This window comes from Nonomuraea harbinensis, from assembly GCF_019396385.1.
Lineage (GTDB): Bacteria > Actinomycetota > Actinomycetes > Streptosporangiales > Streptosporangiaceae > Nonomuraea > Nonomuraea ferruginea.
Genome location: NZ_JAHKRN010000038.1, coordinates 34,078 through 46,321 on the forward strand (window position 1 = coordinate 34,078; position 12,244 = coordinate 46,321).

The 12,244-nt window shown below is 72.5% G+C and carries 13 protein-coding genes; 3 read left to right on the forward strand and 10 right to left on the reverse strand.

The annotated features are described in order from the left end of the window. Positions 1-45 precede the first annotated feature (45 nt). Positions 46-1,344, reverse strand: coding sequence for an FAD-dependent oxidoreductase (locus KME79_RS31315; RefSeq protein ID WP_219548218.1), 1,299 nt, complete (start codon positions 1,342-1,344; stop codon positions 46-48). 38 nt (positions 1,345-1,382) lie between these two features. After that, positions 1,383-2,624, reverse strand: a complete 1,242-nt coding sequence (locus tag KME79_RS31320) for an alpha/beta hydrolase (protein WP_219548219.1) — start codon at positions 2,622-2,624, stop codon at positions 1,383-1,385. Positions 2,625-2,710: 86 nt separating this feature from the next. Here KME79_RS31320 and KME79_RS31325 point away from each other — a divergent pair, with 86 nt between their 5' ends. Continuing rightward, positions 2,711-3,412, forward strand: a complete 702-nt coding sequence (locus tag KME79_RS31325) for an endonuclease V (protein WP_219548221.1) — start codon at positions 2,711-2,713, stop codon at positions 3,410-3,412. Here the strand turns inward: KME79_RS31325 and KME79_RS31330 are convergent. Continuing rightward, a complete protein-coding gene (locus KME79_RS31330) occupies positions 3,375-3,746 on the reverse strand; it encodes a hypothetical protein (protein WP_148030743.1) in 372 nt (123 codons plus the stop codon). The two genes, KME79_RS31325 and KME79_RS31330, sit on opposite strands and share 38 nt — an antisense overlap. A 111-nt stretch (positions 3,747-3,857) precedes the next feature. Beyond that, on the reverse strand, positions 3,858-4,481 hold the full coding sequence (locus KME79_RS31335; protein WP_148030742.1) for an NADPH-dependent F420 reductase: 624 nt from the start codon (positions 4,479-4,481) through the stop codon (positions 3,858-3,860). Between the two features lie 82 nt (positions 4,482-4,563). Here KME79_RS31335 and KME79_RS31340 point away from each other — a divergent pair, with 82 nt between their 5' ends. Beyond that, a complete protein-coding gene (locus tag KME79_RS31340; RefSeq protein ID WP_246640733.1) occupies positions 4,564-4,902 on the forward strand; it encodes a winged helix-turn-helix transcriptional regulator in 339 nt (112 codons plus the stop codon). 5 nt (positions 4,903-4,907) lie between these two features. Here the strand turns inward: KME79_RS31340 and KME79_RS31345 are convergent, their stop codons facing one another. The 6 genes from KME79_RS31345 to KME79_RS31370 all read right to left on the reverse strand — a co-directional run bounded on the left by KME79_RS31345 (position 4,908) and on the right by KME79_RS31370 (position 11,163). Beyond that, positions 4,908-5,738, reverse strand: coding sequence for a carbohydrate ABC transporter permease (locus tag KME79_RS31345; protein ID WP_219548231.1), 831 nt, complete (start codon positions 5,736-5,738; stop codon positions 4,908-4,910). Then, positions 5,728-6,669 (reverse strand): carbohydrate ABC transporter permease, encoded by a 942-nt coding sequence (locus KME79_RS31350; protein ID WP_219548233.1) that lies wholly within the window; start codon positions 6,667-6,669, stop codon positions 5,728-5,730. The genes KME79_RS31345 and KME79_RS31350 overlap by 11 nt, the downstream gene beginning before the upstream one ends. A 1-nt stretch (position 6,670) precedes the next feature. Continuing rightward, on the reverse strand, positions 6,671-7,930 hold the full coding sequence (locus tag KME79_RS31355) for an ABC transporter substrate-binding protein (RefSeq protein ID WP_219548235.1): 1,260 nt from the start codon (positions 7,928-7,930) through the stop codon (positions 6,671-6,673). Between the two features lie 16 nt (positions 7,931-7,946). Next, entirely contained in the window at positions 7,947-9,551 is a 1,605-nt protein-coding gene (locus KME79_RS31360; RefSeq protein WP_219548237.1) for an FAD-dependent oxidoreductase, read from the reverse strand. Between the two features lie 8 nt (positions 9,552-9,559). After that, positions 9,560-10,573: a LacI family DNA-binding transcriptional regulator gene (locus tag KME79_RS31365; RefSeq protein WP_219548239.1), complete on the reverse strand. Its 1,014-nt coding sequence runs from the start codon at positions 10,571-10,573 to the stop codon at positions 9,560-9,562. A 113-nt stretch (positions 10,574-10,686) separates the two neighbouring features. After that, complete coding sequence (locus KME79_RS31370) at positions 10,687-11,163, reverse strand: DUF6968 family protein (RefSeq protein WP_219548241.1); 477 nt, start codon at positions 11,161-11,163, stop codon at positions 10,687-10,689. 68 nt (positions 11,164-11,231) lie between these two features. Here KME79_RS31370 and pyrF point away from each other — a divergent pair, with 68 nt between their 5' ends. Then, complete coding sequence (gene pyrF / locus KME79_RS31375; RefSeq protein WP_219548243.1) at positions 11,232-12,038, forward strand: orotidine-5'-phosphate decarboxylase; 807 nt, start codon at positions 11,232-11,234, stop codon at positions 12,036-12,038. Positions 12,039-12,244: the final 206 nt, after the last annotated feature.

Below are 12,244 nucleotides of genomic sequence, written 5' to 3' on the forward strand. Positions count from 1 at the left end.
GGCGCGCCGAACGGGCTCGCGGTGGCCTGGACTGTCAGGATCGCCTCATCTGCGGCGCGCCGTACGGGTGAGTCCCGCCGCCAGGAGGGCGGCGGCCAGTCCGGCGGCGGCGGCCCAGCGGCGCTGGCGGGTGACGCGCCGCTCCACCTCGGAGTACGGGGTGGTGGAGAACGACACCAGCTCGTAGCGGGACGCGTACCGGCCGGGCAGCGCCCGCTCCAGCGCGTGCTCCAGCCGCTTGCCGGCCAGGAACAGGCGGGAGCCGACCTTGTCGCGCATCTCCACGAAGTTGTCCAGCGCCAGCCGGGCGATCACGTCGGTGTCGGCCTTGCGCCGCTCGAACAGCTCCAGCGCCGCGGCGAAGTCGTCGCCCGTCTCGTCGAGGCACCGGTCGAGCTCGACGCAGTCCTCGAAGCCGCAGTTGGCGCCCTGGCCGTAGAAGGGGACGATGGCGTGCGCGGCGTCGCCGATCAGCCCCGCCGTCACCTCGCCGGTGGTCACGTGCCAGGGGCTGCAGCGCATGGTGACGAGGTGGCCGACGGGATTGGCCTGGTAGTGCTCGACCAGGCCGGGCATCAGCTCGAACGCGTCCGGATACTCAGCGGCGAAGCGCGCCCTGATCCGTTGCGGGGTGTCGAGGGCGGCCAGGTCGTCGTGCGGCCAGAACAGGGTGCAGGTGAACGACCGGTCGGGGTTCGGCAGGGCGATCATCATGGCGCGGCCGCGCGGCCAGATGTGCAGCGCCCCCGGCTCCATGGCGTACGCGCCGTCCCTGGGCGGGATGGTCAGCTCCTTGTAGCCGTAGTCGAGGTACTCCTGGATGAAGCCGACGCCCGGCAGGGCCTGCAACCTGGCCCGGACCGCGCTGTGGGCGCCGTCGGCGCCGATCACCACCCGCGCGCGGGCGGTGGCGCCCGACCCGAACTCCAGCCTGCCGGTCCGCTCGTCCAGCCCGGTCAGCCGGTGCTCGAACAGCACCTTGACCCCCGGCATGGCGGTGGCCGCGTCCAGCAGGATCCTGTTGAGCTCGGCGCGGCCGATGGAGTTGATCGCGTGCCCGCGGTCGGCGCTGTAGGGCTGGAAGGTGAGCTCGCCGTCGAGGGCGTGCATCATCCGGCCCGGCATCGGGATCGCGGCTCCGAGCACCTCCCGGTCCAGGCCCAGCCGGCGCAGCGCGTCGACGCCCCGCTCGGAGATCGCCAGGTTGATGGATCTGCCGCCGCCGGCCCCGGCCCTTCTCGGGTCCGGGCGTCGCTCGTACAGGGTGACCTCGTGTCCGCGGCGGGCGAGGAAGCAGGCGAGCAGGCACCCGACGAGCCCCGCGCCGACGATCGTGACCTCCATCACTCTTTCGTACGGGCGAGGCCGCGTGATGTCCAGAGCTAGTGGAGCGCTTCGGCGATGGCGTGGGCGGTGGCTTCCCAGATGGGGGTGCGGGGGTCGATGACGGCGAAGTGGTCACCCACCATTTCCAGATAGGTCACCTCGTCTCCGGCGTTCGCCGCGGCGCGCGCGTACCGCCGGCCGAAGTCCACCAGGTCCAGGTCGTCGCCGGAGCCCTGCACGATCAGCTGCCGCACCTTGATCGGCACCCGTACCAGCGGCGACGCGCCGCCGTAGACGCGTTCGGCGGTGGAGCGTTCCCGCTCGGGGAGGTCGTCCCAGGTGGTGACGCCGAGCGCGGCGGGCACCGCGCCCGTGCCGACCCAGCGCCGGTCGCCCTCGACCAGGTCGAGCACCCCGGCCAGGGACACGGCCAGCGCCACCCCGGCGCCGTCGGCGGCGGCCCGCAGCGCGAGCTGGCCCCCGGCCGAGTGTCCCGCGACCGCCAGCCGTCCCAGGTCGAGCGGCGCGTCCAGGCGGGTGAGCGCCTCCATCCCGGCGGCCACGTCGGCGGTGGTGGCGTCCCAGCCGTGCAGGTCGGGGCGGCGGTACTCGAGGTTCCAGACGGCGAACCCGCGGGCGGTCAGATCGGCGCAGAGCGCCTCCATGAGGTCGGCCGCCCAGACGGACCGCCAGTATCCGCCGTGCACCAGCACCACCACCGGCGACGGGCCCCCGGCCGCCTCCCCGGCCCGAACCCCCGGCGCCGCGGCACGCCTCCGGGGCAGCGAGGGAGCCCTCTGCTCCCCCGCGTCCGCGCGGGCGGGGGGCGTCTCGCGCGCTGACGGGAGGTAGAGGTGGCCCCACTGGTCTCGATGCGGGCCGTACGGGATGCGGACGTGGGGGTGTCTGATGCGGTGGACCGCGTGGCGGACGGCCCACCGGAGGCCGGCGAGGCCGCGGCCGTGGAGGTGGGTGGCGTCCTCGGCCACCTCGACGCCGTCCGCCCGCCAGATGTCCAGCCAGGTGACGGGTCCGAGCGGCTCGGCCATCAGGGTCCGCAGCTCGCCGGGTCCCGGCAGGATGACGACCGCGTGGCCGGCCGAGTTGTGCCGCTCCCCCTGCCCGCCGCCCGAGCCCGGATGGCGGCGGCGGGTGCGGGCCCGGACGTCGTCGGGGTCGCGGACGCGGGTGATGACCCCGCGCACGCCCAGGGAAACGAACTCGCGTTCGGCGATCTCGCCCAGGAGGGCCTCGTCCGCGGCCAGTCCAGGGCCGATCAGCACCAGGACATCGCTCATGACTTCCGACACTACAGAAGTTTCACCATCTGGGCCTTTGCTTAATCTTGTATCGGTATAGAAGTGGCCCGGCGTAGGTTGACCGGGTGCGTGTCGATCTTCTTCATCCCTGGCCGGAGAGCGTCGCCGAGGCGGAGGCCGTCCAGGAGCTGCTCCGCCCGCGCGTCGAGCTGACCGGCCCGGACCGGTTCGCCACGGTCGCGGGCCTGGACGTGCACTACCACGGCGACGACGACCTGTCCGCCGCCGTGGTGGTGCTGGACGCGGCCACGCTGTCCGTGGTGGAGCAGGTGGTGGTGAACGGCAAGGCGGCCTTCCCTTACGTGCCGGGCCTGTTCGCCTTCCGCGAGCTGCCCGCGCTGGTGGAGGCGCTGGAGCGGCTCACCGTCACGCCGGACCTGCTGGTGTGCGACGGGTACGGGCTGGCGCACCCGCGCGGCTTCGGCCTGGCCTGCCATGTGGGCGTGCTGACGGGCCTGCCGGCGCTGGGCGTCGGCAAGACCCCGTTCGTGGGCGCGCACGAGCCGCCGCCGCCGGAGCGTGGCGCGTGGTCGCCCATCGAGCTGGACGGCGTCGTGGTCGGACGCGCCCTGCGCACCCGTGACGGCGTCAAGCCGGTGTACGTGTCGCAGGGGCACCGCATCTCGCTGGAGACGGCGACCGGCCAGGTGCTGGCCCTGACGCCGCGCTACCGGCTGCCCGAGCCGGTCCGCAGGGCCGACCACCTGGCCAGACATCGGGACCCGGCCGCTAGGGCCGCCACGACCAGGTCACGAGCCACACGCTGACCCCGAACAGCGCCGCCCCGAGCGGGACGTGGACCAGCACCTGGCCGGAACCGCCCAGCATGGTCTGCACGAACCCGAGCAGCAGCGCCACCAGGCTGACCAGCGCCGGCCAGCCCGCGCCGCGCCCCGGCCGCCACAACAGGACGGCCGTGACCAGCAGGACCAGGCCGAGCACGTGGACGGCCCCCGAGCCCGCCCCGTGCATGCCCGGCCCCGCGCCGCCGAGCATCTGGCCGGCCGTGACGGCCTGGAAGAGCACCGCCGCCGCGTTGAGCAGCGCCGCCGCCCGGAACGCCGTCAGATATCCGCTGCGCTGCACGACCTGGGTGACCACTGGTTTCTCCTTCGACCTCGTACGAGATCACCAGGATCGCGGCCCCCGCCCCCGCGGGCATCCGCCGCCGGTCGTCATCGCGTGTACACCAGGAGTCGTACCCGGGGCCCGTCAGGCGGGCGGGTGGGCGCCGGAGTGTTCCAGGGGCGGCAGCACCGCCTGGGCGTCGGCGCCGCCGGACCAGAGGCCGATCATGAACGCGGCCGTCGCCTCCAGCAGCTCGGCCCGGCCGAGCCCGCCGCCGTCGACCGGTGCGCACCCCAGGTCCTCGGCCAGCCCGCGGGCGAGCGCGAGCGCGTCCGGGTCGTCGCCGCAGAGCGGCACGGCGAGCGGGCGCCCGCCGAAGACGGGCGGCGTCATCCGCCACACGTCCACGTGACACAGGTTGAAGGCCTTGACCACGTGCCCGCCGCTCAGCCGGGCGATCTCGCGGGCGACGGGCCGGAAACCGTGCGGTCCCACGTCGTTGGTGACGTCGATCACCGGCTTCCCCCGCGCCGCGTCCCCGGCCTCGGCCAGCACCGCGGGCACCGCCTCGGCCAGGACCGCCACCACGGCGACGTCCCCGAACCCGGCCGCCTCCCGGAACGTCCCCGCCCGGGCGCCCGTCGTCGCGGCCAGGGCCGACGCCCTGGCCGGGTCGCGTCCGCTGACCATGATCTCGTGCCCGGCCCTCGTCCACTGGGCGCCGAGGGCGCCGGCCATGTTCCCCGCTCCCAGGATCCCGATCCGCATGTCACTCCTCCACGTGCTGGTACATGTAGGAGAGACCCTAGAAAGCCCGATACGCACCATCCGGTGCCTTACGGAGGCCGCGTTGTTCCTCGCCGACTGCCAGGCCAGGCTCGCGTTCGACCTGCTGGCCAACACCTGGAACGCGGTCGTCCTGTGGTCGCTGCGCCACGGCCCCCGCCGCCCGGCCGACCTGCGCGTCCAGATCGGCGGCATCAGCCAGAAGGTGCTCACCGAGACGCTGCGCCGCCTGGAGTTCAACGGCCTGGTCCACCGCCGGGCCTACGCCGAGGCGCCGCCCCGCGTCGAGTACGAGCTGACGGACCTGGGCCGGAGCCTCGTCGAGCCGATCGGCGCGCTCGGCGCGTGGGCGTTCGAGCATGCCGAGGAGGTGATGGCGGCGCAGGACAGGGCGGGCGCATGACGTGGTCAGCCTTTCAGCCCGGTGTGCGCCAGTCCTTCGATGAACTGGCGCTGCGCCAGCACGAACACCACCAGGACGGGCAGCGCCGTCATGCTGGCCGCGGCGAGCTGCACGTTCCACATGGGCCCGCCGTAGGCGTCGACGAACTGGGTGAGCGCCTGCGGGAGCGTGAAGTTGGCGGGCGTGGACAGGTAGACGATGGGTTCGAGGTAGAGGTTCCACGAGTGCAGGAAGGTGAAGATGGCGACGGCGCCGAGCGCGGGCCGGGACAGCGGCAGCGCGACCCTGGCGAAGGTGCCGAACCGGCCGAGCCCGTCGACGCGGGCCGCCTCCTCCAGCTCGCCGGGCAGCGCGATGAAGAACTGCCGCATGATGAACGTGGCCAGCACGCTCGGCGCGCCCAGGATGGGCACCAGGATCAGCGGCCAGTGCGTGTCGGTCAGACCGGCGGTGTGGAACATCTGGAACAACGGGACGATCGTCACCTCGCTCGGGATCAGCAGCCCGACCAGCACGACCACGAACAGCGCGTTCTGCCCGGGGAAGCGGATGCGGGCGAAGGCGTAGCCGGCCATGGCGGCGACCGCCATCGTGCCCACGGTGACGACGGCCGCGATGTAGAGGCTGTTCCAGTACTGCTGGGCGAACGGCTGCAGCTCGAACACCCGCCCGTACGAGGCGAAGTCCCACCGGCCGGGCAGCAGCGACGGCGGGAAGGAGAAGATGTCGCTGATCGGCTTGACCGACGAGGTGACCATCCACCAGGTCGGGAAGACGAACGGCACGCACAGCGCGCACAGCGCCCCGTACAACGCGAGCTTGACCCTACGACTCATGGAAGACCCACTTCCGGCGCATCCGCCACTGCACCAGCGTCAGCACGGCGACGATCAGGAACAGCAGGACCGACAGCGTCGCCCCGTACCCGAAGTGCCGGAACTGGAAGGCCTGCTGGTAGAGGTAGTAGACGAGGACCGTGGTCGACATACCGGGCCCGCCCTGGGTGAGCACCGCGATCTGGGCGAACACCTGCAGCGACCCGACCACGGTGATGATCGAGGTGAGCAGGATGGTCGGGCTGATCAGCGGCACCGTCACGCGGCGGAAGCGGGTCCACGCGCCGGCCCCGTCGAGGTGCGCGGCCTCATAGAGCTGCCTGGGCACGCCCTGCAGCGCGGCCAGGAAGAGCACCATGTTGAGGCCGACGTTCTTGATCACCTGGACGACGACGACCGACAGCAGCGCGGTGCCCTCGCCGCGCAGCCAGTTGGGCCCGTCGACGCCGGCGACGGCGAGCAGCCCGTTGACGCCGCCCTCGCCCTGGAGCAGGAACTGCCAGACGATGGTCCAGGCGACCAGCGACACCAGCACCGGCGAGAAGAACAGGGTGCGGAAGAACGTGGTGCCGGCGAGCTTCTGGTTGAGCAGGATGGCCAGGGTGAGCGCGAGGGCGAGGTTGAGCACGACCAGGCCTGCTGAGAACAGCGCGGTGCTGGTCAGGACCGCGCCCATGTTGGGGTCGGCGAGCAGCTTCTCGTAGTTCCGGCCGCCGACGAACTCGAACGTCCCGGCCAGCACGTTCCACTCCTGGAGGCTGTACCAAACGACGAGGCCGAACGGCAGCAGCACGAACAGGACACTGCCGGCGAGCTGCGGCGAGACGAGCAGGTAGCCGACGAGGGCGTCGCGGCGCGGGATGGTCCAGAAGGGGCGGCGCCGGGCGGCGGCGCGACCCGCCACCCGGTCGCCGATGTCCGTCGCGGTCATGTCACGCGCCGAGCATGGGCTGGATCTTCGCGCACACGCCGTCCAGCACGGTCTTGACGTCGGCGTCGGCCACCCACAGCGCGTCGAGCGAGGCCCGGACGGTCTGCGCCAGCTCGGCCTGGCCGGTGTGGCTCGGCTTGACGACGCCGGTCTCGATGCCGTCGATCACGACCTCCTGGAGCTGCTCGGGCTTGAGCAGCGGGCTGGTCTTGGCCATGGTCTCGGCGGTGAGCAGGGAGTCGCGGGCGGGCGGGAAGTAGGCGGCGAGCTTGGCGGAGTTCGCCTCGTCGGTGAAGAAGGCGAGGAAGTCGGCGGCCGCTTCGGCGTTGGGCGACTTCTTCAGCACGCCGATCCCGGCCTGCCCGATGACCGCGTACTCACCCTTGGGCCCCGCGGGCAGCGGCACCAGGTCCCAGCCGAACTCGCCGTCCTCCAGCATGGCGGCGCGCGAGATCTGCGCGACGACCATGGCGGCGTCGCCGGCGAAGAAGTCGGCGACGGTGCCGGGGGCGGGCATGGCCTTGTCCTTGAAGATCATCGTGTGCAGGAACGTCATCGCCTCGACCATCTCGGGGCTGTTGAACCGGCAGGTGGTGCCGTCCTCGCTGTAGGCGGTGGCGCCCCAGCCGCGCCAGATGGTGGCCAGGTTGTCCCAGCCCTTGTAGTCGAAGTCCCAGATCGTCAGGCCGTGCTTGCCCTTGGCGGCCACCGCCTTGTTGATCTCGTTGGCGTGCTCCCAGTCCCACTGGCCCGCCTTGATCAGCTCCTGGGGCGTCTTCTGGCCGGCGGCCTTGACCAGGTCGGTGTTGACGAACACGCCGAACGGCGAGGTGGAGAACGGGTAGGCGAACAGCTCGCCGTCCTTCTCCCACAGCTTGGTCGCGGCGGGGACCAGCTCGCCCGGGTTCTGGATCTTGCTCTTGAGCGGGACGAGCGCGCCGGAGCCGACGAAGTCGGGGGCCGAGTTCTCCAGGATCCAGGCCAGGTCGGGCGGGTTGCCGCCGGCGATCTGGGTGGTGAGCGTGGTCGTGTAGTTCTCGAACGGCAGCGGGTCGAAGGTGATCTCGCCGGTCTCCGGGCGGGTCTTGCGGTAGTCGTCGGCGATCTCCTTGAACAGCTTGAGGTGGGCCTCGTTCGAGGTCCAGATCGTCATCCGGAGCGGCTGCGGGCCCTGCGCGGCCGGCGCGTCGCCGCCTCCGCCGCCGCAGGCGGTGACCGTGAGCAGGGCGCTCAGCGTGAGGGCGGCCAGCTTCGTCTTCATGGGGGGTTCTCCTTCGTCAGTATCCGGTGACGTCGGGCCAGCGCAGCTCCACCCCGTCGCGGGTGAGGCGGTGCTGGTAGTCGGCCAGGAGCCGCTCGTCCTCCCGCACGGCGTGCGGGGTGGTGGCGTGGTCCAGGCAGAACGCGGCGAGCGCGCCGGCGGCCTCGCCGACGTTCCACTCCACCGGGTGCAGGCGGTAGGCGCCGTTGGTGATGTGCGTGGTGCCGATGTTCTTGCAGGCGGGCAGCAGGTTGACCGTCCGCCGCGGGATGAGCGCGCCGAGGGGGATCTCGAACGGGGAGCAGGCGACGTCGATGTAGTTGTCGCCGCCGGTCGAGGGGTGCAGGTCGATGCGGTACATGCCGACGCCCACCGGGTCGGGGTAGGAGACGGCGCCCTTGTCGCCGCGCACCGCCGCGGACAGGTCCTGCTCGGTGACGGTGGTGAGGGCCCGGATGCGCCGGGACTCGCGGATGTAGGGGGCCATGGCCAGGCCGTCGGCGCCGCCGGTGACGTCGCCGCGCGGGCGCAGGCCGGGGTAGCCGGTGCCGCCGTCGTGGCGGGGCGCCTCGGTCTGCAGCCAGTAGAGCACCGACAGGGACAGCTCGCGGGCCGCCGCCAGGTGCCGGCCGGCGTCCGGCACGTCGATGACGGGGCCTTCGAGATAGTCGATCATCGGCCAGTTGACCAGCGTGATGTCGCTCTCGTACGCGCCGGGCAGGAAGTTGTCGCGGGCGGCGATCCTGCGGAAGGTCCACAGGTTGGCGTCGCCGGGGTTGACCCGCTGGTCGGCCTCCACCAGCCGGGGGTCGTCGCCGGGGTTGGGGGTGAAGGAACGCTCCACGATCTCCAGCGTGCGCGGGCTGGGGCAGCGCCACGACAGCAGCTTGTCGCCCCAGAACGACGGCTGGTAGGACCGCCAGAAGTCGTACGAGGCCGGCCGGTCGACGGTGTGGTCGCCGTCCACGTGGTCCATCGCGAAGCACACGGACACGGCCTGCATGTTGAGCGGCTGGGCCTCCTGCGGCGCGCTCGGCTCGCCCGTCTCGGCCTGCGACTCGAACCCGGTGACGTACTCGACCCCGGCCAGCGGCAGCAGCTCGCCGGTCTCGGTGGCGTCCAGCACGTACGCGGCGGTCGCGGTGATCTCGCCGCCGCCGTCGCGGTGCGCGAGCCGCACCGCCGTCACGCGGTCGCCGTCGGTCTCGGCCGCCACCGGGCGGTACGGCTGCAGCACGCGCAGCCTGCCCGACCCGCGGTACGGGGCGAGCATGGCCTCGATGACCGCGACCGCGACCCTGGGCTCGTGGCAGAGCCTGCTGACGTGGCCGGCGCCGGGGTTCAGCTCGCCCCACGCCCGCGCCCGCTCGGTCAGCGGGTAGTGGTCGCGGTAGTAGCGGCGGATGCCGTCGCGCAGCGCCCGATAGCTGGCGGTGACGCCGAACCGCTCCACCCAGGTGTGCTCGTCCGGCGGCACCGCCTGGCTGGTGAGCTGGCCGCCCAGCCAGTCGTACTCCTCGGTGAGCACCACCGAGCGGCCCGCCCGCAGCAGGGCGAGGGCGGCGGCCACGCCGCCCAGCCCGCCGCCCACGACGAGCGCGTCTGCCGATATCTCAACCACGTGGGGGATCACCTTTCGTCGGGGACGGGCGCCAGCGTCGATCCGTCGACGAGCTCGCACGCCAGCAGTTCCTGCGGGTTTCCGCCGCGTTCCAGCACCCGGGTGAGCAGCTCGACGGCCCTGCGGCCCATCTCGCGCCGGGGGATGCGGAACCCGGTGAAGTCGATGTCGGTGGAGACCGGCCTGGTGGGCGCGCCGAGCGCGACGATCGACAGGTCGCGCGGCACGTCCAGGCCCCGGGCCAGGGCCGCTTCGGCGATGGCCGCGCCGTCGGCCAGCTCCTCGGCGAACACCACGGTCGCGCCGGACTCGAACAGCCCGGCGGTGGTGGTCAGGTGCAGACCCTCCGCGCCGGTCTCCGCGACGCCCGCGATGAAGCCGCGCAGCCGGTCGGCGTACGACTCCGCGCCCCGGCCCACGCCGACGTAGGCCATCCGCCGGTGCCCGAGCGCGGCGGCCCGCGCGACCAGCGCGCGCACCGCCGGCGGATAGTCGGCGCCCACGTACGGCACGGGCCCGCCCGCGTCGTCGCGGCGGCCGACCGAGACGAACGGGATGCGCTCGGCCAGCAGCCTGACCAGGTCGTCGCGGTCGACGGTGCGGCCGAGCAGCACGCAGCCGTCGGCCAGCCGGATCCGGCTCTCCGCGCTGAAGATCCGCCGCCGCTCCCTCTGCGCCGCCTTGGCGCTGGTGAACAGCAGCAGGTCGCAGCCCGCCTCCTCGGCGCACTCCTCGATGCCGACCAGGAACGGGTGGTAGAAGTCGGCGCTCTCGGCGGGGAAGACCGCCTCGTAGGTGAACACGCCGTAGATGCGGTTGCGCCGCTCGGCCAGCCGGCGCGCCGCCGGGTCGGCCACGTAGCCGGTGTCGCGGATCACCTGGAGCACCCGGTCGCGGGTCTCGGGCGAGATCCGCACCTCGCTCTCGGCCTTTCCGTTGAGCACCAGGGACACCGTGGTCTGGCTCACCCCGGCCATCCGCGCGATGTCCTGCTGCGTCAGACGCCGCCCCGAACTCGTCACAGTCCGTCACCCGTTCCGTTGCTAATGCGCATTAGTGCGACATTGTGCGACCGCACGCACTGCGCGGTCAAGAACTAATTCGTATTAGCACAGCGGATCGGTCGAGCGGCGGCCTACAGCCGCATCTGCGCCGGCATCAGGGTCTCGGCGTCGGACAGCTCCACGCCCAGCAGCTCGCCGCCGCCGCCGAAGTCGAGCACCACGCCGTCGGCGACCACCTGCCGCGCCGCCTCGCCCGCCACGATCTCATGCTTCATCGATATATAGGCGATGTTGTGGTAGCGGTCCCAGCTGGTGTAGACGGTGCACGGACGTCTGCCGCCCGGCTCCTCCTCCGAGGCGAGCAGGCCCTCCCTGGATTCGTGCGAGCCCGCCAGCGCCGCCCGCACCATCGCCATCGCCAGCTCCACTGCCTGCATGGATTCGGCTCCCGTGGCTTTCCGCTCGTGCTCCCAGCCGGCCAGCCCGTCGATCCGGTACGGGCAGGACCAGTCTCCCCCGGCCTCCGCGTACGGCATGCCGATGGCGGCGACCACCTCCCGAGGGGGCTCGGTGCGCAACGTCAGCGTGCGGCGAGCGATCTCGTACATGTTCGTCGCTTTACCCGGAGCGCCCGCTCGGGAAGACTGCCCATGCGACTTCACGAAGGGGGCGTGTGATGACCGAGTCGTTCGGAACACGGTTACGAGCCAGGATCGACAAGTACGGACCGCTCTGCGTGGGGCTGGACCCCAGTCCCGAGCTGCTGCACGCGTGGGGGCTGGACGACTCCCCCGCCGGTCTCGAACACTTCAGCCGAGGTGTGGTCGACGCGGTGAGCGACCTGGCCGCCGTGGTCAAGCCGCAGTCGGCCTTCTACGAGCGCTGGGGCAGCCGGGGCGTCGCGGTGCTGGAGCGCACCGTCGCCGACCTGCGCGACGCCGGCCCGCTGGTGCTGCTCGACGTCAAGCGCGGCGACGTCGGCGCCACCATGGCCGCCTACGCCGAGGCCTACCTCGACCGGGGCAGCCCGCTGGCGGCCGACGCGGTCACGCTCAGCCCTTATCTGGGGTTCGGCAGCCTGGCGGGCGCGATCACCTCGGCGCTGGCCGCCGACGCGGGCGTGTTCGTCCTCGCCCGCACCTCCAACCCCGAGGGCGCGCGCCTGCAGGAGGCGGTGGCCGGGGAGATCTACGAGGGGGTACGGGCCGCGAACGCCGGTCGCGACCCGCTCGGCTCGGTGGGCGTGGTGGTGGGCGCGACGGTCACCGACCCCGGCTACCCGCTCGACCGCCTCAACGGCCCGATCCTGGCGCCGGGGCTGGGCGCCCAGGGAGCGACTCCGGCCGACGTCGGACGCTTGTTCGCGACCGTACGGCACGCGGTGCTGCCGTCGGCCTCCCGGTCCCTGCTGGCGGACCAGCCCGGACTGCGGGCCCGTACGGAACGCTACCGCGACGAGTGCGCCCACCACCTGAGCCCCTGACACCACCCGTCGCTTTCCCACACGCCCGCCCCTTGCCCCCGCCAGCCCACCCGTCCACAAAGGCCCTCGCTGACGCTCGGACGTCCTGCTGTGCCGGGCTCCGCCCGGCGGCTGTCGCCCCTGGTGAGACGATCCCCGATCATTCCTGGACCCGGTCCCGTCCGGGCTGACCCGGCGTCCCAGGCTGCTGCCACACGTCCCTGCCG

What these genes read in the sequence shown, in the direction of transcription:
- KME79_RS31315 (WP_219548218.1), bottom strand. Translation starts at nt 1,344, where the DNA reads ATGGAGGTCACGATCGTCGGCGCGGGGCTCGTCGGGTGCCTGCTCGCC.
- KME79_RS31320 (WP_219548219.1), bottom strand. Translation starts at nt 2,624, where the DNA reads ATGAGCGATGTCCTGGTGCTGATCGGCCCTGGACTGGCCGCGGACGAG.
- KME79_RS31335 (WP_148030742.1), bottom strand. Translation starts at nt 4,481, where the DNA reads ATGCGGATCGGGATCCTGGGAGCGGGGAACATGGCCGGCGCCCTCGGC.
- KME79_RS31345 (WP_219548231.1), bottom strand. Translation starts at nt 5,738, where the DNA reads ATGAGTCGTAGGGTCAAGCTCGCGTTGTACGGGGCGCTGTGCGCGCTG.
- KME79_RS31350 (WP_219548233.1), bottom strand. Translation starts at nt 6,669, where the DNA reads ATGACCGCGACGGACATCGGCGACCGGGTGGCGGGTCGCGCCGCCGCC.
- KME79_RS31355 (WP_219548235.1), bottom strand. Translation starts at nt 7,930, where the DNA reads ATGAAGACGAAGCTGGCCGCCCTCACGCTGAGCGCCCTGCTCACGGTC.
- KME79_RS31370 (WP_219548241.1), bottom strand. Translation starts at nt 11,163, where the DNA reads ATGTACGAGATCGCTCGCCGCACGCTGACGTTGCGCACCGAGCCCCCT.
- pyrF (WP_219548243.1), top strand. Translation starts at nt 11,232, where the DNA reads ATGACCGAGTCGTTCGGAACACGGTTACGAGCCAGGATCGACAAGTAC.